The following is a 23,483-nucleotide window of genomic DNA, read 5'->3' on the forward strand; positions in this document are numbered from 1 at the left end:
TAAAAGACGGGTCTTCCTTCCCGTCATGCGCCGCCCATTTTTCGCTTTCGGCCGCGCCCGGCATTTGTCGCATCCCGCCGATATATTTTCCCCAAAGCAGATTCAGAGTCCGTCTATGCAAGAAATGAAACTCGCAGAGTTCAAGAACAAGAAGCCACCAGAGCTGATCGCCTATGCCGAATCGCTCGAGGTGGAGAACGCCAGCGTCATGCGCAAGCAGGAGCTGATGTTCGCCATCCTGAAGAAACTGGCCGCACAGGACGTCGAGATCATCGGCGACGGCGTGGTCGAAGTGCTGCAGGACGGCTTTGGCTTCCTGCGCTCCGCCAACGCCAACTACCTCCCCGGTCCCGACGACATCTACATTTCGCCGTCGCAGATCCGCCGCTTCTCGCTGAAGACCGGCGATACGGTCGAAGGGCCGATCCGCAGCCCGAAAGAGGGCGAGCGCTATTTCGCGTTGCTCAAGGTCAACACGATCAATTTCGACGACCCGGAAAAGATCCGCCACAAGATCCACTTCGACAATCTGACGCCGCTCTATCCGACATCGCGGCTGAAGATGGAAATGGAGGTTCCGACCTCCAAGGACATCTCGGCCCGTGTCATCGACCTGGTGGCGCCGCTCGGCAAGGGCCAGCGCGCCTTGATCGTGGCGCAGCCGCGCACCGGTAAGACGGTGCTGCTGCAGAACATCGCCCACTCCATCACCACCAATCACCCGGAATGCTATCTGATCGTGCTTTTGATCGACGAGCGGCCGGAAGAAGTCACCGACATGCAGCGTTCGGTGAAGGGCGAGGTCGTGTCCTCGACCTTCGACGAGCCGGCGGTGCGCCACGTCCAGGTCGCCGAAATGGTGATCGAGAAAGCAAAACGCCTGGTCGAGCATGGCCGCGATGTCGTCATCCTGCTCGATTCGATCACCCGCCTCGGCCGCGCCTACAACACCGTGGTGCCGTCATCCGGCAAGGTGCTGACCGGCGGTGTCGACGCCAACGCGCTGCAGCGGCCGAAGCGCTTCTTCGGTGCAGCCCGTAACATCGAGGAAGGCGGCTCGCTGACCATCATCGCCACCGCGCTGATCGATACCGGCAGCCGCATGGACGAAGTCATCTTCGAAGAGTTCAAGGGCACCGGCAATTCGGAAATCGTGCTCGACCGCAAGGTCGCCGACAAGCGCATCTATCCGGCCATGGATATCCTCAAGTCCGGCACCCGCAAGGAAGACCTGCTGGTCGCCAAGCAGGATTTGCAGAAGATCTTCGTGCTGCGCCGCATCCTGGCGCCGATGGGAACCACCGACGCGATCGAGTTCCTGATCGACAAGCTGAAGCAGACCAAGACCAATGCGGATTTCTTCGATTCGATGAATACGTAACGACCAAGCCGAAGCTTTCGGCCTATGCATTGAAACCCCATTCCGGGAAACCGGGGTGGGTTTTTTATTGCCTGGCAGCAGGTCGCATTCCCGATATCGGGTGGCCGTATGCGGCGGCGCATCACTCGGCCTCCATGCGACTACTCTCTTTCCGAAGGCAGGAACACGCGACGTGAAGAAGACAATCCCGACCCTGGTCGGCTTTTCGGCCATCCTGACCTGGTCGTTTCTGGCGCTGCTTTCGACCGCGGCAGGCCCGATCCCACCTTTTCAGCTGGCGGCGATGACGTTTTTGCTGGGCGGGCTGGTCGGAGCGAGCAGCTGGATTTTTCGCCCGGCTGCCATCCGGTCGCTGCGCCAGCCATGGCAGGTCTGGGCACTCGGAACCGCGGGGCTGTGCATCTATCACTGCGCCTACTTCTTCGCCATCCAGTCGGCTCCGCCGGTCGAGGTCAGCCTGATTGCCTATCTCTGGCCGTTGCTGATCGTCGTCTTCGCCGCTTTCCTGCCGGGTGAAAGGCTGAAGGCGCACCATGTTGCGGGCGTGGTTCTCGGTCTTGCCGGCGCCATCGTCGTGATCACCAAGGGCGGCACTATCGGCCTGGCCAATGGCATAATGAAGGGCCATGTCATCGCGCTGTTCTGCGCCTTCATCTGGGCTGGCTATTCGGTCCTGTCCCGCCGCTTCGGCCAGGTGCCGACCGATGTTGTCGCCGGCTACTGCTTCATCACGGCCGCGGTCGCATTCGTGCTGCATTTGACGCTTGAAACCACGGTCTGGCCGCAGACGCCAACGCAGTGGAGTGCGATCGTGGTTCTTGGTGCGATCCCTCTCGGCGCCGGTTTTTACGCCTGGGATTATGGCTGCAAGCACGGAGACATCATGATTCTTGGCGCCCTGTCCTACGCCGCACCTCTGTTTTCGGTGATCGTGCTGTTGCTGGCTGGGTTTGGCGTGTTCCATTGGTCGGTCGCGCTTGCCTGCGTCCTGATCACGGTCGGTGCGGTGATCGCCGCCAGGGATCTGTTGTTCAAGCCTCGGCAGACTTTGTTTGTTGCCGACGCGTTTGTAGCCGACACGTCAGTGCTGTCGCCTGGGTCGCCGGTGGAGGCAGACGCGCCCTGATCTATAGGCGCCGCAGGAGGCGGCCGAGCTCTTCTGGATCCGTTATCACCGGCAAACACACCTGCCCCGTGCACAACCAAGCGCCCGGTTTGTCAGTCGGCGGTAGGACGCCACCCGGCAAAGTTGGTCGATTCGCCTCCGAACCAATTGGGACGACGATATCGACTCGCCTCGGATCCGGGCTTCGATTCGTAACCGGAACGAGTCCCGGATCGGCTAGGTTGTCTATTAGCACCAGCTTCAATGGCTCGATCGCGAGGGCACAAGCATTGACGATGCCAGCCTGGCCATAGGGCTGGTGCGCGGCGCGGCCGGCGGCATGTTCAGCGACTGTCCAGGCCTTTTCCTGGAGGTTGAGATCGCCGGTGACGGAGGCCAGCCGAACCAGAGCCTCGAGGATCTGGCCGGAGGCGGAGGTTATAGCCTCGTCGACATCGCCCCTGATGCGGATCGGTACATCGGTGCTGTCGGATGCGGTCAGATAATAGCCGGTCTTGTCGCTGTCCCGATGCCAGTGGTCGAGTTGTTCGATGAATTGGCGGGCCTGCTCGACATAGGTCCAACTGCCCGTCGCCTCGAACAGCGAGATCGCGGCGTTGGTCATCGCGGCATAATCGCTCGACAGCGCCGGAAACAGCTTTTTGGCGCCGAGCATCGAATGCGGCAGGCGTCCGTCCCGGCCGGACTCGGCGATATGGGCGAAGGCCTCTTCCGCTGCGTCGATCCAGTCTGGCCGGCCCAACGACCGCCCGGCTTCAGCGAGCGCAGCGATCATCTGGCCATTCCAGTCGGTGAGCGCCTTGCCGTCGCGCCCGGGCCTGACGCGATGCTCTCGGGCGGCGAGAACCTTCGCCTTCAGCGGATTGAGCTGATCGCGATCGACAACACTTTGCGTCTGCTGGGCCGCGCTCTGATGGACGATCGGCTTGCCCTCCCAGCCGTGCGGGCCGGAAAGCGTGAAGTGCTTGAAAAACAAAGCTGATTCGTCGCCTAGGACCGATTCGATCTCATCCTTGCTCCAGGTGTAGAACAGCCCCTCCTCACCGTCGCTGTCGGCGTCGAGGCTGGCGGCGAACGCGCCGCCATCGACGCGCATTTCGCGCAACAGCCAGTCGATTGTCTCTTCGATTCGCACCCGGAACAATTCATTGCCGCTCGCTGCATAGGCCCAGTTGCACAGGCGGATCAGCTGGGCATTGTCGTAGAGCATCTTTTCGAAATGCGGCACCAGCCACTCGGCGTCGGTCGAGTACCGGCTGAGCCCGCCGCCGATATGATCGTAGATGCCGCCGGCCAGCATCTTTTCGAGGCTGAGCAGGACGGCGTCGCGATGCGATGTGCTGCCGTCGCGCAGCCAGGACAGCCACAGCGTCTGCATGAACGGTGCGTTGGGAAACTTTGGCGCGCCGCGCAGGCCGCCGAGATTCCTGTCGATCATGCCGTCGATGCCATTGGCGAGATTGGCCAAGGTGTCGCGGTCCAGCACAGCCTTGGCATGGGTGCCCGCCAGCCGCGCCTCCACATGGTTGGTCAGACCGTCGGCGCTCTGGTCAAGACTTGGTCGCTTTTCGCGCCAGGCCTTGTCGACCGCTTCCATCACCTGAACGAAGCCGGGGCGACCGTAGCGCGCCTCGTGCGGAAAATAGGTGCCGCCCCAGAACGGCTTGCCGTCCGGGGTCAGGAACATGGTCAGCGGCCAGCCACCCTGCTCGCCCATCGCCGAAAGTGCGGCCATGTAGATCTGGTCGATGTCCGGGCGTTCCTCGCGATCGACCTTGATATTGACGAACAGCCGGTTCATGACGGCGGCCACAGTGTCATTCTCGAAGCTTTCATGCGCCATGACATGGCACCAGTGGCACGCGGCGTAGCCGACAGAGAGCAGGATGGGCCGCTGCAGCGCCTTGGCTTCGGCCAGAGAAGCAGGCGACCAGGCCCGCCAGTGCACCGGATTGTCGCTGTGCTGCTGCAGATAGGGGCTGGCCTCTTCGGCAAGCAGGTTTTGCGCGGGCAATGTCACGATGGGCAACTCGGGCGAACGGGATGAGGATTGAGCAGCGACGCTAGGGCGGTTCGACAGAGCGGGCAAATGATTTCAGCTGAGTCCATCGTTGCGCTTTCAAGCGGCCGCCTGCCCGCCGGCATTGCCGTTATCCGCATTTCCGGCCCGAAGAGTCGATTCGTAGTCGAAACGATTGCCGGCGCTAAGGTTAAGGACCGTGTCGCGACCTTGCGAACGCTGCGGGCGCCGGACAAAACCGTGCTCGACAGCGGCCTTGTCGTCTTCTTTCCTGGTCCCGACAGCTTTACCGGCGAGGATGTCGCCGAATTCCATGTCCATGGCGGCCGCGCCGTGGTGACCAGGATTCTGGAGACGATCGCCGGCTTCGACGGCGTCAGGCACGCCGTATCAGGCGAGTTCACCCGCCGCGCCTTTCTCAACGGTAAGCTCGACCTGGTCGAGACCGAGGCGCTGGCCGACCTCATCAACGCCGAAACTGAGGCGCAGCGGCGCTTTGCCGTGCAGAACGCACAAGGTGTGCAGAGCGAACTCTATCTCGGCTGGCGCCGCCGGCTTATCCATGCGCGGGCGATGATCGAGGCCGAGATCGACTTTGCCGATGAGGACGATGTTCCCGGTTCCGTTTCGGATACGGTCTGGTTGGACGTTCGAAAGATGATCGACGAGATCGATCGCCATGTTGCCGGGTTCCGCGCTGCCGAGATTATTCGTGATGGCTTCGAGGTCGTCATCCTCGGCGCGCCGAATGCCGGGAAGTCGAGTCTGTTCAACGCGCTGGCGCAACGCGATGCGGCTATTGTAACGGATGAGCCCGGCACCACCCGGGACCTGCTCGAGGTAGTGCTGGACCTGGAAGGAATGCGGGTCAGGGTGACCGACACGGCGGGTCTGCGCGAGGCGCCGGGCAAGGTCGAGTCCATCGGCATCGAGAAGGCCCGCACGAAGGCGCACAGCGCCGACCTTTTGCTGGTGCTGGAGGATATGCTGACCCCGGTGGGAGTTGGCGCCATGCCGGCCGATGTTCCGACGCTGAGGATCGGCACAAAAGTCGATCTGGTGCCGCAGGCCTCGGCGTCGCACTACGACGCGGTCATCTCGACCAAGGATGGAACAGGGCTGACGGGGCTGTTGGCGGATATCGGGCGTCGCGCCGCGGCGCAGATCGGTCAGATCGGCGATATCTTGCCGTCGCGGCTTCGCCATGTCGAACTCCTCAAAGAGACGAAGCGTTTTCTGCTGTCGGCCTTGTCGGCAGAGGGGAGCGGGCAGGAATTGCGCGCCGAGGATCTGCGGCTGGCGGCTGACCGGCTGGGCCGCATCGTTGGCGCCGTCGACGTCGAGGATTTGCTGGATGTCATCTTTTCGCAGTTCTGCATCGGTAAATGACTCACGTGAAACAGGGTCCGGCGATTGACAAATGACTCACGTGAAACAGTGCGAAGCCGCTGGGGTGCCGTGACTAAGTGAAACAGAGTGCCTGGAGCCCGCCGATGTTGTTTCACGTGAAACGAGGGGCCGTGCATTCTTGACAGCACGCGCATGCGGGCACATGTGTCGGGCGAATTGAAATTCGGGATTCTTGCAATGAACGATGTGGTTGTGGTGGGCGGCGGCCATGCCGGGTGCGAGGCGGCGAGTGCGGCCGCGCGCGCCGGGGCGAAGACGGCGCTGGTGACGCTGCGCTTCGACACGATCGGCGTCATGTCGTGCAATCCGGCGATCGGCGGCCTCGGCAAGGGCCATCTGGTGCGCGAGATCGACGCCATGGATGGGTTGATGGGCCGCGTCGCTGATGCCGCCGGCATCCAGTTCCGCCTGCTCAACCGCCGCAAGGGCCCAGCGGTGCGCGGACCGCGCACGCAAGCGGACCGCAAGCTCTATCGCCTGGCGATGCAGGCGGCGATTCGCGAGCAAGCCAATCTCGAGGTGATCGAAGGCGAGGTTCTCGATTTCGAGATCGCCGACGGTCGCCTGTCGGCCGTGCTGCTGGCGAATGGCCGCAGACTCGCTTGCGGCGCCGTGGTGCTGACCACCGGCACTTTTCTGCGCGGGCTGATCCATATCGGCGAGAAGAAGATTGTTGCCGGCCGCATGAACGAGCAGGCTAGCCTCGGCCTGTCGGCGACGATGAGCCGCGCCGGCTTCAAGCTCGGTCGGCTGAAGACCGGTACGCCGCCGCGGCTCGATGGCCGCACCATTGACTGGGCGTCGCTGGAAAGCCAGGCGGCGGATGAACACCCCTCGCCGTTTTCTCTGCTGACCGACCGCATCGAGAACCCGCAGATCCATTGCGGCATTACCCGCACGACGCCGGCCACGCACGATCTGATCCGCGCCAATCTCGGCCGTTCCGCCATGTATTCCGGCTCGATCGAAGGCGTGGGACCACGCTACTGCCCATCGATCGAGGACAAGATCGTCAAGTTCGGCGACCGCGAGGGTCACCAGATCTTCCTTGAGCCGGAAGGTCTGGACGATGACACGGTATATCCGAACGGCATTTCGACCTCCCTGCCCGAGGATGTCCAACTCGACATTCTGAAAACCATTCCGGGGCTGGAGCATGCGGCGATGCTGCAGCCCGGCTACGCCATCGAATATGACCATGTCGATCCGCGTGAACTCTTGGCGACGCTGGAAACCAAGCGAATTCAAGGGCTTTTCCTGGCTGGACAGATCAACGGCACCACCGGCTATGAGGAGGCCGGGGCGCAGGGCCTGCTCGCCGGTCTCAACGCGGCGCGCAAGGCTTCGGCCAGCGCGCAAATCGTTCTCAGCCGCACCGAGGCCTATATCGGCGTGATGGTCGACGATCTGACCAGCCGCGGCATCAGCGAACCCTACCGCATGTTCACCTCGCGGGCCGAGTTCCGGCTGTCGCTGCGCGCCGACAATGCCGATGAACGGCTCACGCCGCTGGCCATGAAGCTCGGCATCGCTTCACAGAAGCGGAGGCAGCGGTTCAACGATGTCGTGCAGGATCTCGACAAGGCACGGCAACTCGCGCTTGGCACCACCATGACCCCCAACGAGGCGTCTGGGCACGGGCTGCAGATCAACAAGGACGGGGTGCGCCGCTCCGCCTATGAATTGCTGGCCTATCCGGGCGTTGACGTCGCCTGGCTGTCGCGAATTTCCCCTGCTTTTGGCGAAATCGATGGCAAGACGGCCGAGCGACTCGAAACGGAGGCGAAATATTCGGTCTACCTTGACCGCCAGCAAGCCGATGTCACCCAGATCCGGCATGAAGAGAGCCGCCTGATCCCTGTTACAGTCGATTTTGCCGATGTTCCAGGTCTTTCTAATGAACTGAAACAGAAGATGCTGGCGCGTCAGCCGCGCTCCATCGCCGATGCGCAGCGCATGGAAGGCATGACGCCGGCCGCACTTGCGATCATCGTCGCGCATGTTCGCAACGCCGAGGCCTCCGCGCAAAGGGATGTTGCGTGAGCGCTGCCACATGGAAAAGCCTGCAGGAGGCCGCAGGCCCGGTTTCACGTGAAACATTCGATCGTCTGGTCGAATTCGAACGGGTCTTCCAGAAGTGGAACAGCCGCATCAATCTGGCCGCGCAATCGACGCAGGACGACGTCTGGCGCCGGCATATATTGGACAGTGTGCAGCTGGCGCGACTCGAGCCAATAGCGACGCGCTGGGTGGATATTGGTTCGGGCGGCGGCTTTCCCGGCCTGGTCATGGCCTTTCTATTGGCTGAGCGCGCCGGTGCCAGCATCGATCTGGTGGAAAGCAACCGCAAGAAAGCATCGTTCCTGCAAGCCGTCGTCGGGCAATTCAATCTGCCCGCCCGTGTCATTGCACGTCGCATCGTCGACAGCTATGCGCTTGTTTCCGCGCCACAAATCGTCACGGCGCGAGCGCTTGCCGCGCTCCCTGCCCTGCTCGATCTGTCAGCGCCGTGGCTGACAAAAGGCGCCCGCGGCCTGTTCCACAAAGGCCGGGATTACCGCGCCGAGGTGGAAGAAAGCGCTCACCGATGGTGCTTCGATCTGGTAGAACATTCGAGTGTCACCGACCCGCATGGGGTCATCCTCGAATTGTCAGCTTTACGCCCGGCGAAAAATGAACTTCTGGCATAAATCCATGATGAAGAATGGCCCTCGAATCATCACCGTAGCCAACCAGAAGGGCGGTGTCGGCAAGACGACGACCGCCATCAATCTGGCCACGGCGCTGGCGGCGATCGGTGAAAAAGTGCTGATCGTCGACCTCGACCCGCAAGGCAACGCCTCGACCGGTCTCGGCATCGACCGCAAGGACCGTACTGTCTCCTCCTATGACGTTTTGACCGGCGAGCTGGACCTTGAAGCTGCAGCCATTCCGACGGCGGTTCCCGGCCTGTCGATCGTGCCGTCGACGCTCGATCTGCTCGGCATCGAGATGGAGATTGCCTCGGCGCCGGACCGGGTGCTCAAGCTGCGCAATGCGCTGCGCGCCGCGACCGAGCGCGGGGCCCCTTTCGGCTATGTGTTGATCGACTGCCCGCCGTCGCTCAACCTTTTGACGCTGAATTCGATGGCGGCGGCCGATTCGGTGCTGGTGCCGCTGCAATGCGAGTTCTTTGCGCTGGAAGGTCTCAGCCAATTGCTGGAGACGGTCGAGCAGGTGCGCCGCTCGATCAATCCGGATCTGACCATCCAGGGCATTGTGCTGACCATGTATGACGGGCGCAACAATCTCGCCAACCAGGTGGTGCAAGATGTCAGGGCGCATATGGGCGACAAGGTCTACGAGACCATCATTCCGCGCAATGTGCGCGTTTCCGAGGCGCCTTCCTACGGCAAGCCGGCGATCCTCTATGATCTCAAATGTTCGGGCAGCCAGGCCTATTTGCAGCTCGCCTCCGAGGTTATCCGCCGCGAGCGTAAATTACGCGCAGCTTAAGTAACCAAAAGCCGATTCGATACCGAAACGATCTGGACAGAGAATGAGCGAAGACCTTTCAAGAAAAAGACTGGGGCGGGGACTGGCAGCGCTAATCGGCGAAATCGATCGCCCGGCCGCACCGGAAAAACAGGGCCTGAACGCCGACGGCAAGGTGCCGATCGAGTTCCTGACGCCGAATCCGAAAAACCCGCGTCGGCACTTTGGCGATGCCGAACTCACCGATCTGGCGCAGTCGATCCGCGAGCATGGTGTCGTGCAGCCGGTGGTGGCGCGGCCCTCGCCGACACAGGCCGGCCGCTATGAGATCATCGCCGGCGAGCGGCGCTGGCGCGCGGCGCAGCGCGCCGGGCTGACCGAGATCCCGATCATTGTGCGCGACGTCAACGATCGCACCGCGCTTGAGCTGGCGATCATCGAAAACGTCCAGCGTACCGACCTCAACCCGGTCGAAGAGGCGCTCGGCTATCAGCAGCTGATTGACGATCACGGTTACACTCAGGCCGATCTCGGCCAGGTGATCGGCAAGAGCCGCAGCCATGTCGCCAACACGCTGCGGCTCTTGAAGCTGCCGGACGTGATCCGCGACATGCTGGTCGACGGCGCTCTGTCGGCCGGCCATGCCCGCACGCTGGTAACGGCCGAGGATCCGGCGGGTCTCGCCAAACGCATCGTCGAAGAGGGGCTGTCGGTCCGCCAGACGGAAGCGCTGGCGCAGATGCCGGCGGGCAGCAGCTCGAACGGAGCGCGCCCAGCGGCGAAGCCGGCGGACAAGGACACCGACACGCTGGCGCTGGAAAAGCTGATGACCGATACGATCGGCATGATTGTTGCCATCGAGCACAAGGGCAAGGGCGGCGTGCTGCGGGTGAACTACCGGACGCTGGAGCAGCTGGATGAGTTGTGCCGGCGGCTGAAGCAGGAGCGGTAGTTAGCCGGCGAATAATTTACACTGAGGGTTGATTGGCACATGTCGAAAGGGCTGGCGATTGCCGGCCCTTTCCTTTTGCGGCGTTTGGATTTGGCGAAGGCGGCGGAGTTGGATTTGGCGAAGGCGGCGGAGCTGCTAATCTCCCCCCTCGTGGGGGAGATGCCCGGAGGGCAGAGGGGGGCGCGAAGGAATACCAGCCTCTGTGCCTCGCAGAGCCACCGTGAATCAGCCGAGAGCGAGATTGCCATAGGTCGATAGGTCGGAGGGACAGCGCCCCCCTCTGGCTTGCCAGCCGTTCGTCGCTCGAAAAGCCAAGCAATTGGCTTTTCGTCCGCTGCGCGGACCACTCCTCAAGCCCCACGAGGGGGGAGATCGGCCAACCTCCTACCGCTGCGCCAGCCGGCTGCTCTCCACGGCAATGCCGAGTAGCGCCTGTCTTGCCAGCGCCACCGACAAATCCGGCCTTCGCCGCGTCTGCAGCACCGCTGCCTGCAGTCTGGTCAAAGCGCGGCCGAGCGCTTCGCCGCTCCAGCGCTCCAGCGCCTTTTCCACCACCTTGCGCCGCGAGAAAAACACCGGCGGCCGCGCCGCGGCGACGACCGAGGCGGCGTTGCGGCCGCCGGAATCCATCTGGCCGCGCATGGCCTGGATCGCCTGCAGCTGCCGCATCGCCGAGGACAGCACCAGAAAGGGCTGGCCGGACTGGCAATGGCGGGTGAAGGCGGTGTCGAAATCGCTGATTTTCCCCTCGAGCAGCGCGTCGACGGCGTCGTCGAAGGAGGCGCCGGAAACGTCGCCCGACATCGCCTTGACGTCGTCGAGGCCGATCTCCTTCTGGCCGTGCGCGTAAAGCACCAGCTTTTCGATCTCGCCGCGCGAGGCCAGCCGGTCGCCGCCAAGATTGCGGCGCAGCGCCTGCCGGGCATCCAGCGCCATGGTCATGTCGGCCTTGCGCAATTCGTCGTCGATCACGCTGTCAATGTCCCTGGCTTCGTCGGCGTAGCACGGCAGAGCCATGGCGGTGTCCGCCGCTTCGACGATGGCGCGCAGGCCGGTGCCTTTCTTGAGATCGCCGGCTTCGATGAGAATGATCGCATCGCGGGGCGGTTCCGCCGTCAGCGCCTTGACGTCGTCGGCCAGCGCCTTCTGGCCGCTGGCATTGCGCACCCAGAGCAGGCGCCGGTCGGAAAACATCGGCACGGTGCGGGCTTCGTCGAGCAGGCGGCCCTCGTCGCGGTCGACCTCCGAACCGTCCAGCCGGACCACCGAGAACGGGTCGTCGAGCGGTAGTCCGGTCTTGCCGGCAAAGGCCTTGGCGCGCTCGGCGACCAGCCCGCGGTCCGGACCGTAGAGCAGGACGATCGAAATGCGCGCGTCCGGCTTCGCCAGCCACGAATCGACCTCATATCCCTTTTTCTGCGCCATGGTGGGTGGTTAGCATGAGGAGAGGACGGAGTGAACGGCGGAGCGCGTGATCTCCCCCCTCGTGGGGGAGATGTCCGGCAGGACAGAGGGGGGCGCTGTCCCGCCGGCCTATCCATCGATCCCGACTGTGCCCCGGGACATGCTCCCGACTGGTCGCAGGTGGCCAAGATGGCGTTCCTTCACGCCCCCCTCTGCCCTGCCGGGCATCTCCCCCACGAGGGGGGAGATTGGCAGCTCCGGCCGCAGCGCCAGTCTCGAGTCACCCCCAATCACCTTATCTGATGGAAAACCCTCCGCAATCTTGCCCCTAATTGCGCGCCGCTACCCAACATCGACAAGAAATTTCGCAGACATATCTTCATCTTGTGCGCGGGAGGCAGCATCGGCCGGCGCGGCCGGGACCGACGACCGAAGGCTTGCCCGACGAATTGACACTGGTCTGGCGGCACAGATGTGCAAATATCCTGGCCAGGCAACATTGGAGGACCGAGGTCATGGCCGATGCTGGAATGTTGCGCTTCCATGTGCCCGAACCGGAGGTGCGGCCGGGCGGGACGCCGGACTTCTCCAACGTGCCGATTCCCGAGGCCGGCTCGGTGCCGCGGCCGGAGATCGATGTCGACCCGCGCACCATCCGCGACATGGCGTTCTCGATCATCCGCGTCCTGAACCGCAACGGCGAGGCCGTCGGGCCGTGGGCCGGGCTGCTTTCCGATGACGAGTTGCTCACCGGCCTGCGCCACATGATGACGCTGCGCACTTTCGATGCGCGCATGCAGATGGCGCAACGCCAGGGCAAGACCTCGTTCTATATGCAGCATCTGGGCGAAGAGGCGGTGGCCTGCGCCTTCCGCAAGGCGCTGGCCCCGGGCGACATGAACTTTCCGACCTATCGCCAGGCCGGCCTGCTCATCGCCGACGGCTATCCGATGGTCACCATGATGAACCAGATCTATTCCAACGAGGCCGACCCGCTGAAGGGCCGGCAATTGCCGGTCATGTATTCGTCGAAGGAGCATGGCTTCTTCTCGATCTCCGGCAATCTGGCGACGCAGTATATCCAGGCGGTCGGCTGGGCGATGGCTTCGGCGATATCGAACGATTCGCGCATTGCCGCGGCGTGGATCGGCGACGGCTCGACCGCCGAGTCCGACTTTCATTCGGCGCTGGTCTTCGCCTCCACCTACAAGGCGCCGGTCGTGCTCAACGTCGTCAACAACCAGTGGGCGATCTCGACCTTCCAGGGCATTGCGCGCGGCGGCTCCGGCACGTTTGCGGCGCGTGGTCTCGGTTTTGGCATCCCGGCGCTGCGCGTCGACGGCAACGACTATCTCGCCGTGCATGCGGTGGCCAAATGGGCCACCGAGCGCGCGCGCAAAAACCTCGGGCCGACGCTGATCGAATATGTCACCTACCGCGCCGGCGCGCATTCCAGCTCCGACGACCCGTCCGCCTACCGGCCGAAAACCGAGTCCGACGCCTGGCCGTTGGGCGACCCGGTGATCCGGCTGAAGAACCATCTCATCGCGCGCAAGGTCTGGTCGGATGAGCGCCATGCCCAGGCCGAGGCGGAGATCCTCGACATGGTGATTGCGGCGCAGAAAGAAGCCGAGAGCCACGGCACGCTGCATGCCGGCGGCAAGCCGTCGACGCGCGACATGTTCGAAGGGCTCTATGCCGAGATGCCGCCGCATCTCCGACGCCAGCGCCAGCAGGCGGGGGTCTGACCATGCCAAGACGGACCATGATCGAGGCCATTCGCGACGCCATGGATGTGTCGATGGCACGCGACGAACGCGTCATCGTCTTCGGCGAGGATGTCGGTTTTTTCGGCGGCGTGTTCCGCTGCACGCAAGGCCTGCAGGCCAAATACGGCAAGAGCCGCTGCTTCGATGCGCCGATCAATGAATCCGGCATTGTCGGCTCGGCCATCGGCATGGCCGCCTATGGGCTGAAGCCGTGCGTGGAAATTCAGTTTGCCGACTACATGTACCCGGCCTATGACCAGCTTACGCAGGAAGCATCGCGGCTGCGCTATCGCTCGAATGGCGATTTCACCTGCCCGATCGTGGTCAGGATGCCGACCGGCGGCGGCATTTTTGGCGGCCAGACCCACAGCCAGAGCCCGGAGGCGCTGTTCACCCATGTGTCCGGCCTGAAGACGGTGGTGCCGTCCAATCCGCATGACGCCAAGGGGCTGTTGATCGCGGCGATCGAGGATCCGGACCCGGTGATTTTTCTCGAGCCGAAGCGGCTCTATAACGGCCCCTTCGATGGGCATCATGACCGCCCGGTGACGCCATGGTCGAAGCATGAACTCGGCGAGGTCGCCGATGGTCACTACACGGTGCCGCTCGGCAAGGCGGCAATCCGCCGGCAGGGTTCGGCGATCACCGTGCTGGCCTATGGCACGATGGTCTATGTCGCCCAGGCGGCCGCCGAGGAAACCGGCGTCGATGCCGAAATCATCGATCTGAGGACGCTGCTGCCGCTCGATCTCGAGACCATCGTCGCCTCGGTCAACAAGACCGGGCGCTGCGTCATCGTGCATGAGGCGACGCTGACCTCCGGCTTTGGCGCCGAGCTGTCGGCGCTGGTGCAGGAAAACTGTTTCTACCGTCTCGAAGCGCCGGTGGCCCGCGTCGCCGGCTGGGACACGCCCTATCCGCACGCGCAGGAGTGGGACTATTTCCCTGGACCGGCCCGCGTCGGTCGGGCGCTCCTCGAAACGCTGGAGGCCTGAGATGGGCGAACACATCATCAAGCTGCCGGATGTCGGCGAGGGTGTGGCCGAGGCCGAACTGGTCGAGTGGCATGTGAAGGTCGGTGACCTGGTGCGCGAGGACACCGTGCTGGCCGCTGTCATGACCGACAAGGCAACGGTCGAGATTCCTTCGCCGGTCGATGGCGAGATCCTGTGGCTCGGCGCCGAGATCGGCGACACGGTGGCGATCGGTTCGCCGATCGTGCGGCTGAAGGTGGCCGGCGAAGGCAATGTGAAGCCGGCAAGCGGCGAAACGCCTGTCGAAGCCGAAGCGCCGGCCAAGCTCCCAACACCGAAGCCTGAGGCTGCTGCGTCAACTCCGAAAGCATCGCCAAAGGCGGCCGAGGCGCCGGCGAAACCCGCGCCGTCCCCAGCTGCTGTGAAAAGCACTGCGCAACCTTTCGGCGCGCCGCGGCCCGAGGGTGAGAAGCCGCTGGCGTCGCCGGCTGTCCGCCTGCGGGCAAAAGAAGCCGGCATCGATTTGCGTCAGGTCGCGGGAAGCGGCCCGGCCGGCCGCATAAGCCATGAGGACATCGAGGCGTTCCTACGGCGTGGTCCGCAGGTGGCGAAGGCGTCCGGCCTTGCCCGCAACGATGCGGTCGAGGACATCAAGATCATCGGGCTCAGGCGCAAGATCGCCGAGAAGATGACGCTGTCCAAGTCGCGCATTCCGCACATCACCTATGTCGAGGAGATCGACGTCACCGCGCTTGAGGATCTGCGCGCCGCGCTGAACAAGGAAAAGCGATCAGACCGGCCGAAGCTGACGCTGCTGCCGTTCCTGATGCGGGCGATGGTCAAGGCGATTGCCGCCCAGCCCAACCTCAACGCGCTGTTCGACGACGATGCCGGCATCGTCCACCAGCATGGAGGCGTCCATATAGGCATCGCCGCGCAGACGCCGTCAGGGCTGGTGGTGCCGGTGGTCAAGCACGCCGAGGCGCGCGACATCTGGGATTGCGGCGCCGAGGTGAACCGGCTGGCCGAAGCGGCGAAATCCGGCACGGCAACGCGCGACGAGCTTTCAGGATCGACCATCACCATCACCTCGCTCGGCGCCATGGGCGGCGTGGCGACAACGCCGGTTATCAATCATCCGGAAGTGGCCATCATCGGCGTCAACAAGATGATGGTGCGGCCGGTGTGGGACGGCACCCAGTTCATTCCGCGCAAGATGATGAACCTGTCGTCGAGCTTCGACCATCGCGTCATCGACGGCTGGGATGCCGCGGTGTTCATCCAGCGCATCAAGACGCTGCTGGAGACGCCGGCGCTGATTTTTGTGGATTGATGGGAACGATCGAAATGATGGCGGGACAGCGCCCCCCTCTGCCTTGCCAGGCATCTCCCCCACAAGGGGGGAGATCGGACGTCGCCGCGGCTTTCGCCAATCTCCACCGTCGCAGGAATGAGCGAAGCGACGAAGCTGCCAATCTCCCCCCTCGTGGGGGAGATGTCCGGCAGGACAGAGGGGCGCGTGAAGGATCGCTACAGAGCGTTCCTTTCGATCAGTATCGAGCGCAGCCACGCATTGGGGGCACGTCATGAAAGAAATCTCCTGCAAGCTGCTCGTCATTGGCGCCGGTCCGGGCGGCTATGTCTGCGCCATCCGCGCCGGCCAGCTCGGCATCGATACGGTGATCGTCGAAGCCGGCAAGCCTGGCGGCACCTGCCTCAATGTCGGTTGCATCCCCTCCAAGGCGCTGATCCATGCGGCCGAGGAATTCGAAAAGGTTTCGCATATGGCCGGCGGCAAAAGCCCGCTCGGCATTTCGCTGTCGAAGCCGGCGCTTGACCTCGCCGCAACGATCGCCTGGAAGGACGGTATCGTTAGCCGGCTGACCAGTGGTGTCGCCGGCCTGCTGAAGAAGGCCAAGGTCAAGACCGTGTATGGCTGGGCGACGTTTCGCGACGGCAAGACCGTCGAGGTCGAGACCGAGATCGGCGTGCAGGTGATCCGTGCCGAAACGGTGGTGATCGCGACCGGCTCGGCGCCGGTCGAATTGCCGTTCCTGCCGTTTGGTGGGCCGGTGATTTCATCCACCGAGGCGCTGGCGCTCGGCGACGTGCCGAAAAAGCTGGCGGTCGTTGGCGGCGGCTATATCGGGCTGGAGCTCGGCATTGCCTTTGCCAAAATGGGCGCCAAGGTGACCGTGGTCGAGGCGCTGCCGCGCGTGCTGGCGCAGTATGATGCCGAACTGACGCGGCCGGTGGTCAAGCGGCTGGGCGAACTCGGCATCGAGGTGCTGGTGAACGCCAAGGCCAAGGGAATTTCGACCAAGGGTGATGCGCTGCTGGTCGAGACTTCGGACGGCAAGAGCACGAAAATCTCTGCCGACAAGATTTTGGTCACGGTCGGGCGCAAGCCAGTGACCGAGGGCTGGGGGCTCGAGCAGATCGACCTCGACCGGGCCGGCAAATTCGTCCGCATTGACGACCAGTGCCGCACCTCGATGCGCGGCATCTTTGCCATTGGCGATGTCACCGGCGAGCCGATGCTGGCGCACCGGGCAATGGCGCAAGGCGAAATGGTCGCCGAGATCGTCGCCGGTCATAAGCGCAGCTGGGACAAGCGATCGATCCCCGCCGTCTGCTTCACCGATCCGGAGTTGGTCACGACAGGCCTGTCGCCGGAGGAGGCAAAGGCCCAGGGCGAGATCAAGATCGGCCTGTTTCCCTTCGCCGCTAATGGCCGGGCGATGACCAAGCTTGGCGAGGAAGGATTCGTTCGCGTTGTTGCACGCGCGGACAACCATCTAGTGCTCGGCATCCAGGCGGTCGGGCATGGCGTGTCGGAACTGGCGGCGGCCTTCGGCCTGGCGCTGGAAATGGGGGCGCGGCTGGAGGACATCGCCGGCACCATCCATGCCCACCCGACGCAAGGCGAAGGTTTTCAGGAAGCGGCGCTAAAGGCGCTCGGCCACGCCCTGCATATTTGAGTGCTTAGCGGCCTCCTTTCCTCTCTCTCCGGAGGGGGGAGAGGAACGGCGCGAACCTATTCCTTCAGGCTCCCTTCCTCCTCCAGCAGACTCCCATCCTGCTCCCACAAGGGGAGAACGTAACGTCGCGCTCCTCACTTCGCCCGCCGGCCCGCCGTCGATTGTCGCAAATCAGCAGGTGTATTAAGTGTCCGGCCATGGACACCAGACTGAAGAAATACATCGCCATTCGCTACAACGCCGCCACCGGCTTCAAGCCGAGCCAGGGGGATGGAAAGGGCCGCGCCAATCTCGACCCGGTATGGCTGGTTGAGCGGTTGGCGTTGTTTGACAGATATTGCGCGCCTTCGCTCGAAGGCCAATCGCTGAAGGATTTTACCGTCCTGGTGGCGTTCGATGCCGAGACGCATGAGAACTATGTTCGGACAGTTTGCAATTGTGTGGCCGGAATCGACGTCAGGCCGGTCCTCGTTGAGGCTGGCGACGACTATAACAATCGCTTCAATGCGTTCGTCCAGAGCGATAGCGATGCCGAGTATGTCTCGCTCACGCGGCTCGACAGCGACGACGCGCTGGCGCCGACCTTCATGGAGCGCGTGGAGCACTACGCGCGTCGGGAGATCGAGAAGGGTGCGGTGGACGTGCAGTCCCTCTACATTGCCTTTCCGGACGGCCAGAATTTCGACACGGCAACCGGCCGCTACACGCTCCACGAATATGTCACGTCGGCATTCGGCACGCTGGTCGAGAAGAGATCACCGGCGATGAGCGGCATCTACAGCGAGCACCACGCAAAGATGGCGACGCGCTTCAACACCGTCGTGGCGGCGTCGAAGGGCGCGCAATGGTGCATCGTCATCCACGACAACAATGCCGCCAATGTGCTGAGGGGCAAGCCGGTCGCGGAGCCGTCTTTCGCCGTCGGTCGACCCGGCATCGAAACCAAGGTGCGGGAGCCCAGCCGAAAGAAGAGCGCGCCGCGACAGGCGGCGCGGTCCGGCATGGCGCCACGAACCGCGGGCAATGCTATTCGGTTTCTGCTCGGGCGACCGCTGCTGTTGCGCAAGTAGGAGCGCTCTAACCCTCCCCCTTGTGGGGCGCTCCAGGCTCCTTCCTCTCCCTCCGGAGGGGGAGAGGTGGCGCTGCATAGCAGCGACGGAGTGGGGGAAGGCGGTCCGCAAATGCGGCGCCGCTGGACAACTCACCACAGAGTCGCAATTGGGGTTGGCCCCGCCCGGCTTGAAATAACGACGCCCGCGCGAGGTCGACCCCCACTCCGTCGAGCTTCGCTCGACACCTCTCCCCAGATCGACGGGAGAGGAACGGCGCGAACCTCAGGCCCTCAGCTCGCTAGCCGGCTCACCATTTCGTGCTGTGCATAGGCGCGGCCGAAACGGTTGGCGAGGAAGGCGTCGAGCGCGATGTCTTCCTGCCTGACAAAACCTTTCGCCGGCAGGCTGCCGTCGGCCAGCATGTCGAGCACGGCGCAGATGCCTGACGCGGTGGTGATCTGGATGGCGCTGCGCACCACATTGCCGACGCGCTTCGAGTAGATCTTGTTGGCGTAGGTTTCCTGCAGCAGGCGGCCGTTCTTGCGGCCGGAGACGGTGACGAAGACGATGACCACGTCCTGCAGCGTTGCCGGCAAAGCACTTTCAAAAATGTCCTTCAGCACGTCGCGACGGTGGCGCAGGCCAAGGTCGTTGAGCAGTGCCTTCATGATCGCGGCGTGGCCGGGATAGCGGATGGTGCGGTAGTTCAGCGTGCGCACCTTGCCCTTCAGCGTCTCGGCCAACGTGCCGAGGCCGCCGGAGGTGTTGAAGGCTTCGTAGGTGACGCCGTCGAGCGAGAATTCCTCGCGCTCCTCCAGCGGCGGCACTTCGATCAGCTCGCCCTCGACGATGGCCTCGCAAGGCTCGCAATATTCGTTGATGACGCCGTCGGTGCTCCAGGTCAGATTGTAGTTCAGCGCGTTCGAGGGGTATTGCGGCAGCGCGCCGACGCGCATACGCACGCTTTCCAGCGTGTCGAAGCGGCTGGCAAGATCGTTGGCGACGATCGAGATGAAGCCCGGCGCCAGGCCGCATTGCGGGATAAAGGCGCTCTTGCCCGAACGCGCCAGTTCCTTGACCCGGCGGGTCGAGACGACATCCTCGGTCAAATCGAGATAATGGACGCCGGTGGCGGCCGCCGCCTCGGCGATGCGGGTGGTCAGATGGAAGGGGGCGGCGCTCAGCACGGCAAAGGCGCCGGCAAGCGCGGTCTCGAGGGCGCCGGGCGCGGCAATATCGAGCTCCAACGCTTCGACGCCAGCGGGGAGTTCAGCCGCAGCAAGCTGTGCCGCCGCACGATCAACGACAGTGACGTGATAGTCACCGGTGTCGGCGAGCATGCCTGCAATGGTCGAGCCGATCTTGCCGGCGCCTACGACGATGATTTTCTTCATGATCCGATTCCCTCGTGAAAGCTTTTGGCCCGAACCGCTGTGCGGTGGGCACCATACTCAGGAGAATCGCAGCTTGCCTGTCGAAAGGAAGCGTGGAATTGTTCGAAACGAAACCTCTCTTTGGTCAATCTGCCGGCAAGGTTCGTCGAAATGCTCAGTGATGCCGAACAGGCCCTGCTTTCTCTACTGCGCGGCAATGCGCGCGCCTCGACCGCCGAGCTGGCGCGCCAGCTTGGCGTCTCGCGCACCACGGTGCAAAGCCGGATCGAGCGGCTGGAACAGCGCGGCATCATCACCGGTTACGGCGTCAGGCTGGCGCCGGACTATGAGCAAGGTCTGGTGCGGGCGCATGTGCTGCTCACCGTCACGCCCAAGCTGGCCGACAAAGTGGTGCGCAGCCTGCAAGCGCTGGCGCCGGTGCGGACGCTGCATTCGGTCAGCGGCAATTTCGACATGATCGTCATCGTCGACGCGCCGTCGATCCGGGATCTCGACACGCTGCTCGATCAGATCGGCGCCATGGAAGGCGTCGAGCGGACGTCGTCGTCGATCATCCTGTCGACGCGCATCGACCGCTGAGCGCAGTGGCTGCCGCGCCTTAGCCAGTTGCCTTGGTGGCAGGAAAACTCACGACAACCGCAAGGCCGGGATGGCGGTCTTCCAGGGCAATCGAGGCGCCGTGCAGATCGGCTATGGCGCGCACCAGGCTCAGGCCAAGGCCGCTGCCCGGCGTCGTGCGGCTGTTGTCCAGCCGGTAGAGCCGCTGGAACACTTTTTCGCGCTCCTCGGCTGGAATGCCGGGGCCATTGTCGCCGACTTTTGCCAGAATGCGGTCATCCCCAGAGGTCACCGACAATTCGATTTCCGTGCCTGCCGGGCAATGCCGCAAGGCATTCTCCACCAGATTGGCGAACATCTGCGTCAACAGTTCCCGATCACCATGGATCCGGCTCCCGTGGTCCAGAACCATCTTCGCCGAAAGCGACTTGCCGTCGTCCTCGGCGACACCGGCATAAATTTCGGCAATGGTTTCGACGACGCCGCCTAGGTCCAGATCGACGAAGCGCGCCTTGCGCGCGCCGGCCTCGATCTGGGCGATGCGCAGCAGCGCATCGAACGTCTCGTTGATCTGCAGGCCTTCCGCCCGCGCCTCCGCCAGTTCATCGGAAACGGCCTCGCCCAAAGCGGTTTTTTCGGCGGCGCCCTCCAAAATCATCTGCAGGCGGTTCAGCGGCGTCTTCAGATCGTGGGCGATGTTGGCGCTGACCTGCTTCATGCCTTCGACCAGCGCCGCCAGCCGGTCGAGGGCTGCGTTGACCTGCGTGGAGACACTGTCGATATCGTCGCCATTGCCAACCAGGGGAATGCGGGCGTCAAGCCGCCCATGCGAGACGTCGACCATGGTGGCGGCGATGCCGTCGAGGCGGCGCTGGACACGCGACGCCAGCAAGGCGCCGCCGGCCACCGCCAGACCGGCGATGATCAGGGTTGCCCAGCCGAAACTCATCAGGACAATGGTTTCCAGCTCCTTGGTTTCGGAAAGGCTGAAGGCGACCGTCAGATTGTTTCCACCAACCGAACCGGACCAGGCGCGGTAGACGGTGTCGGCCGGCACGCCGGGCATGGTGGCATCAAACATCGAGAAGCCATCTGGAAGGTCCGCCGCGGTAAAGTTTCCGGCCAGATGATTGCCGGTGGGACCAGTCAGCGAGAACAGCTGCTCTTTCTTGGTTGAGAGCGCGGCATGGCTGTCGACCGTGGCAACCAGATCCTCCAGGTCGGCTTCGGCGTAAGTCACCGCGACCACGGAATAGGTCTCCTTGATGGATTCGTCGAGCCGCTCGGCAAGATCGGCGCTCATCAGCTGATAGACGATGGCGCCCGACAGGATAAAGGCAAGCACGAACAGGAAGGCGAAGGTCAAAGCAAGCCGGAAAGGCGTGCTGCGTAAAAGGTTAAACCGGCGCATGCAGGCTGTAGCCGGTGTTGCGGATGGTGTGGATGAGCTGCATCTCGAAGGGCTTGTCGATCTTGGCCCTTAGCCGGCTGATATGGGTCTCGACGACGCTGGTCCTGGGATCGAAATGGAAATCCCAGACGCGCTCCAGCAGCATGGTCCGGGTGATGACCCGGCCTTCGCCGCGCATCAAGACTTCGAGCAGGCTGAACTCCCGCGGCTGCAGGTCGATCACCTGACCCTGCCTGGTGACACGGCGCATGATCAGATCCATTTCGAGATCGGCGACCCGCAAGGCGGTCTTCTGCTCCTGCGCCGCCGGCCGGCGGCCAAGGGCGTTGATGCGGGCAAGCAGCTCGGAAAAGGCGAATGGCTTGACGAGATAATCGTCGCCGCCGGCCTCCAGGCCTTCGACCCGGTCGTCGACGCCACCGACCGAGGTCAAGAAGATCGCCGGCGTGCGCACGCCGGCGGCACGCACCGCCTTGATCATCGACAGGCCGTCGAGGCCAGGGATCATGCGATCGGCAATGATCACGTCATAGGCGTCGCGCGTCGCGGCAAACAGCGCGTCATGGCCGTTGCGCAGCAGGTCGCAAACATGTCCGGCTTCGCTCAATCCCTTGACGACATAGTCGGCCGTCCTGGGGTCATCCTCGACAAGGAGAAGGCGCATCGTCGTTCCGGTCTGTTGCCGACTTTTCAAGGTGGCACGCTATCACCGGCAGCGACCCGTTCCTAGAATAGCGGCCAGCGCCTGCCCGCTCGTCATGCAGCCGCTTCATTCGTGCTCCGATTGAAGCAGGATTTCGTCGGTCTGGTCGATGTCCCGCTTCAGCGTCATGTAGAGAACAAGGGCGACGATGCAGCCAAGGAAGAGGATGCTGGTCAAGGTGGTGCCAAAGCCGAGGCCGCCATATTCGACCGGTTGCGACAGCAGGTCGCCGAATGAGGCGCCAAGCGGCCGCGTCAGGATGTAGGCGAGCCAGAAGGCAAGGATGCCATCCAGCCTGAGGACATAATAGGCAAAGGCGATGAGCGCGATGACGCCGCCAAACAACAGGCCGGTGGTGAGGTAGCCGATGTCGAAGCTTTCCGCGACAAGGTCGCCAGCCGCGGTGCCGAGCGAGAAGGTGAACAGGATCGCCAGCCAGTAGAAGATCTCACGCCGGGTGGTGAAGATGGTGTGGATCGACAGCGTTCTTTCGCTGGCGTACCAGACCGAAAATGTCGCGGCGAGCGCGATGCTGAAGGCGATGGTCGTCGTTTCAAGCCGCACGCCGAAATTGTCGACGAGGTTGTCGGTGACCAGCGTGCCGACGATGCTGATCAGCACCACCGCCAGCCAGTAGGCCCATGGCACATAGCGTTTCTGGGCGAACTGCAGGATAAGGGCGACAACCAGGATGCCGGTCATGATCAACGAGGTGACGGTGAGCCCGAGGCCGAGATTGACGGCGAGATAGTCGGCCGCCGTCTCGCCCATGGTCACCGCCATCAGCTTGATCAGCCAGAAATCGACGGTGACATCGGGAACCCGGTTAAGAAGAGGCGCGGCACGTTGGGTGGCTGGCGGCAGCATGGCGGTG

General features: G+C 63.4%; 19 protein-coding genes. 13 read left to right on the forward strand and 6 right to left on the reverse strand.

Annotated features, from left to right (window positions below):
• Positions 1-115 precede the first annotated feature (115 nt).
• Both rho and yddG read left to right on the forward strand, forming a co-directional pair.
• The gene (gene rho / locus AC1DXU_RS29655; protein WP_136621617.1) at positions 116-1,381 is read left to right on the forward strand and encodes a transcription termination factor Rho; all 1,266 of its coding nucleotides are present in this window, start codon (positions 116-118) and stop codon (positions 1,379-1,381) included.
• 172 nt (positions 1,382-1,553) lie between these two features.
• A complete protein-coding gene (gene yddG / locus AC1DXU_RS29660) occupies positions 1,554-2,507 on the forward strand; it encodes an aromatic amino acid exporter YddG (RefSeq protein ID WP_477374675.1) in 954 nt (317 codons plus the stop codon).
• 1 nt (position 2,508) lies between these two features.
• Here yddG and AC1DXU_RS29665 read toward each other — a convergent pair whose 3' ends face one another.
• Positions 2,509-4,527, reverse strand: a complete 2,019-nt coding sequence (locus AC1DXU_RS29665; RefSeq protein WP_477374677.1) for a thioredoxin domain-containing protein — start codon at positions 4,525-4,527, stop codon at positions 2,509-2,511.
• A gap of 69 nt (positions 4,528-4,596) precedes the next feature.
• On the opposite strand from AC1DXU_RS29665, the gene mnmE reads away from it, so the two are divergent.
• The 5 genes from mnmE to AC1DXU_RS29690 all read left to right on the forward strand — a co-directional run bounded on the left by mnmE (position 4,597) and on the right by AC1DXU_RS29690 (position 10,363).
• Positions 4,597-5,916 carry a tRNA uridine-5-carboxymethylaminomethyl(34) synthesis GTPase MnmE gene (gene mnmE / locus AC1DXU_RS29670; protein ID WP_477374679.1) on the forward strand — a complete coding sequence of 440 codons (1,320 nt, stop codon included), beginning with the start codon at positions 4,597-4,599 and terminating at the stop codon, positions 5,914-5,916.
• Positions 5,917-6,114: 198 nt separating this feature from the next.
• A complete protein-coding gene (gene mnmG / locus AC1DXU_RS29675) occupies positions 6,115-7,980 on the forward strand; it encodes a tRNA uridine-5-carboxymethylaminomethyl(34) synthesis enzyme MnmG (protein WP_477374681.1) in 1,866 nt (621 codons plus the stop codon).
• On the forward strand, positions 7,977-8,627 hold the full coding sequence (rsmG, locus tag AC1DXU_RS29680) for a 16S rRNA (guanine(527)-N(7))-methyltransferase RsmG (RefSeq protein ID WP_477374683.1): 651 nt from the start codon (positions 7,977-7,979) through the stop codon (positions 8,625-8,627). The genes mnmG and rsmG overlap by 4 nt, the downstream gene beginning before the upstream one ends.
• Positions 8,628-8,631: 4 nt before the next feature.
• Positions 8,632-9,432, forward strand: a complete 801-nt coding sequence (locus tag AC1DXU_RS29685) for a ParA family protein (RefSeq protein WP_477240144.1) — start codon at positions 8,632-8,634, stop codon at positions 9,430-9,432.
• 43 nt (positions 9,433-9,475) lie between these two features.
• Positions 9,476-10,363: a ParB/RepB/Spo0J family partition protein gene (locus AC1DXU_RS29690; RefSeq protein WP_477240142.1), complete on the forward strand. Its 888-nt coding sequence runs from the start codon at positions 9,476-9,478 to the stop codon at positions 10,361-10,363.
• 384 nt (positions 10,364-10,747) lie between these two features.
• Here AC1DXU_RS29690 and holA read toward each other — a convergent pair whose 3' ends face one another.
• Positions 10,748-11,788: a DNA polymerase III subunit delta gene (gene holA, locus AC1DXU_RS29695; RefSeq protein ID WP_477374685.1), complete on the reverse strand. Its 1,041-nt coding sequence runs from the start codon at positions 11,786-11,788 to the stop codon at positions 10,748-10,750.
• Positions 11,789-12,282: 494 nt separating this feature from the next.
• Here holA and AC1DXU_RS29700 point away from each other — a divergent pair, with 494 nt between their 5' ends.
• The 5 genes from AC1DXU_RS29700 to AC1DXU_RS29720 all read left to right on the forward strand — a co-directional run bounded on the left by AC1DXU_RS29700 (position 12,283) and on the right by AC1DXU_RS29720 (position 18,561).
• On the forward strand, positions 12,283-13,515 hold the full coding sequence (locus AC1DXU_RS29700; protein ID WP_477374687.1) for a thiamine pyrophosphate-dependent enzyme: 1,233 nt from the start codon (positions 12,283-12,285) through the stop codon (positions 13,513-13,515).
• Between the two features lie 2 nt (positions 13,516-13,517).
• On the forward strand, positions 13,518-14,531 hold the full coding sequence (locus AC1DXU_RS29705; RefSeq protein ID WP_477374689.1) for an alpha-ketoacid dehydrogenase subunit beta: 1,014 nt from the start codon (positions 13,518-13,520) through the stop codon (positions 14,529-14,531).
• Between the two features lies 1 nt (position 14,532).
• On the forward strand, positions 14,533-15,843 hold the full coding sequence (locus AC1DXU_RS29710) for a dihydrolipoamide acetyltransferase family protein (protein WP_477374691.1): 1,311 nt from the start codon (positions 14,533-14,535) through the stop codon (positions 15,841-15,843).
• 253 nt (positions 15,844-16,096) lie between these two features.
• Entirely contained in the window at positions 16,097-17,491 is a 1,395-nt protein-coding gene (lpdA, locus tag AC1DXU_RS29715; protein ID WP_477374693.1) for a dihydrolipoyl dehydrogenase, read from the forward strand.
• Between the two features lie 197 nt (positions 17,492-17,688).
• A complete protein-coding gene (locus tag AC1DXU_RS29720; RefSeq protein WP_477374695.1) occupies positions 17,689-18,561 on the forward strand; it encodes a glycosyltransferase in 873 nt (290 codons plus the stop codon).
• Positions 18,562-18,833: 272 nt separating this feature from the next.
• Here AC1DXU_RS29720 and AC1DXU_RS29725 read toward each other — a convergent pair whose 3' ends face one another.
• Positions 18,834-19,937 (reverse strand): saccharopine dehydrogenase family protein, encoded by a 1,104-nt coding sequence (locus AC1DXU_RS29725; protein ID WP_477374697.1) that lies wholly within the window; start codon positions 19,935-19,937, stop codon positions 18,834-18,836.
• 150 nt (positions 19,938-20,087) lie between these two features.
• Here AC1DXU_RS29725 and AC1DXU_RS29730 point away from each other — a divergent pair, with 150 nt between their 5' ends.
• On the forward strand, positions 20,088-20,516 hold the full coding sequence (locus AC1DXU_RS29730; RefSeq protein ID WP_477250362.1) for an Lrp/AsnC family transcriptional regulator: 429 nt from the start codon (positions 20,088-20,090) through the stop codon (positions 20,514-20,516).
• Positions 20,517-20,535: 19 nt separating this feature from the next.
• Here AC1DXU_RS29730 and AC1DXU_RS29735 read toward each other — a convergent pair whose 3' ends face one another.
• From AC1DXU_RS29735 to AC1DXU_RS29745, 3 genes are all read right to left on the reverse strand, one after another.
• Complete coding sequence (locus AC1DXU_RS29735; RefSeq protein WP_477374699.1) at positions 20,536-21,906, reverse strand: HAMP domain-containing sensor histidine kinase; 1,371 nt, start codon at positions 21,904-21,906, stop codon at positions 20,536-20,538.
• On the reverse strand, positions 21,893-22,570 hold the full coding sequence (locus AC1DXU_RS29740; protein WP_477374701.1) for a winged helix-turn-helix domain-containing protein: 678 nt from the start codon (positions 22,568-22,570) through the stop codon (positions 21,893-21,895). The genes AC1DXU_RS29735 and AC1DXU_RS29740 overlap by 14 nt, the downstream gene beginning before the upstream one ends.
• 105 nt (positions 22,571-22,675) lie before the next feature.
• A complete protein-coding gene (locus AC1DXU_RS29745; RefSeq protein WP_477310229.1) occupies positions 22,676-23,476 on the reverse strand; it encodes a COG4705 family protein in 801 nt (266 codons plus the stop codon).
• Positions 23,477-23,483 lie beyond the last annotated feature (7 nt).

The sequence above is a fragment of the Mesorhizobium sp. P3_A10 genome, from assembly GCF_056403175.1.

What these genes read in the sequence shown, in the direction of transcription:
- rho (WP_136621617.1), top strand. Translation starts at nt 116, where the DNA reads ATGCAAGAAATGAAACTCGCAGAGTTCAAGAACAAGAAGCCACCAGAG.
- mnmE (WP_477374679.1), top strand. Translation starts at nt 4,597, where the DNA reads ATGATTTCAGCTGAGTCCATCGTTGCGCTTTCAAGCGGCCGCCTGCCC.
- mnmG (WP_477374681.1), top strand. Translation starts at nt 6,115, where the DNA reads ATGAACGATGTGGTTGTGGTGGGCGGCGGCCATGCCGGGTGCGAGGCG.
- AC1DXU_RS29685 (WP_477240144.1), top strand. Translation starts at nt 8,632, where the DNA reads ATGATGAAGAATGGCCCTCGAATCATCACCGTAGCCAACCAGAAGGGC.
- AC1DXU_RS29690 (WP_477240142.1), top strand. Translation starts at nt 9,476, where the DNA reads ATGAGCGAAGACCTTTCAAGAAAAAGACTGGGGCGGGGACTGGCAGCG.
- holA (WP_477374685.1), bottom strand. Translation starts at nt 11,788, where the DNA reads ATGGCGCAGAAAAAGGGATATGAGGTCGATTCGTGGCTGGCGAAGCCG.
- AC1DXU_RS29700 (WP_477374687.1), top strand. Translation starts at nt 12,283, where the DNA reads ATGGCCGATGCTGGAATGTTGCGCTTCCATGTGCCCGAACCGGAGGTG.
- AC1DXU_RS29705 (WP_477374689.1), top strand. Translation starts at nt 13,518, where the DNA reads ATGCCAAGACGGACCATGATCGAGGCCATTCGCGACGCCATGGATGTG.
- AC1DXU_RS29710 (WP_477374691.1), top strand. Translation starts at nt 14,533, where the DNA reads ATGGGCGAACACATCATCAAGCTGCCGGATGTCGGCGAGGGTGTGGCC.
- lpdA (WP_477374693.1), top strand. Translation starts at nt 16,097, where the DNA reads ATGAAAGAAATCTCCTGCAAGCTGCTCGTCATTGGCGCCGGTCCGGGC.
- AC1DXU_RS29720 (WP_477374695.1), top strand. Translation starts at nt 17,689, where the DNA reads ATGGACACCAGACTGAAGAAATACATCGCCATTCGCTACAACGCCGCC.
- AC1DXU_RS29725 (WP_477374697.1), bottom strand. Translation starts at nt 19,937, where the DNA reads ATGAAGAAAATCATCGTCGTAGGCGCCGGCAAGATCGGCTCGACCATT.
- AC1DXU_RS29730 (WP_477250362.1), top strand. Translation starts at nt 20,088, where the DNA reads ATGCTCAGTGATGCCGAACAGGCCCTGCTTTCTCTACTGCGCGGCAAT.
- AC1DXU_RS29735 (WP_477374699.1), bottom strand. Translation starts at nt 21,906, where the DNA reads ATGCGCCGGTTTAACCTTTTACGCAGCACGCCTTTCCGGCTTGCTTTG.
- AC1DXU_RS29740 (WP_477374701.1), bottom strand. Translation starts at nt 22,570, where the DNA reads ATGCGCCTTCTCCTTGTCGAGGATGACCCCAGGACGGCCGACTATGTC.
- AC1DXU_RS29745 (WP_477310229.1), bottom strand. Translation starts at nt 23,476, where the DNA reads ATGCTGCCGCCAGCCACCCAACGTGCCGCGCCTCTTCTTAACCGGGTT.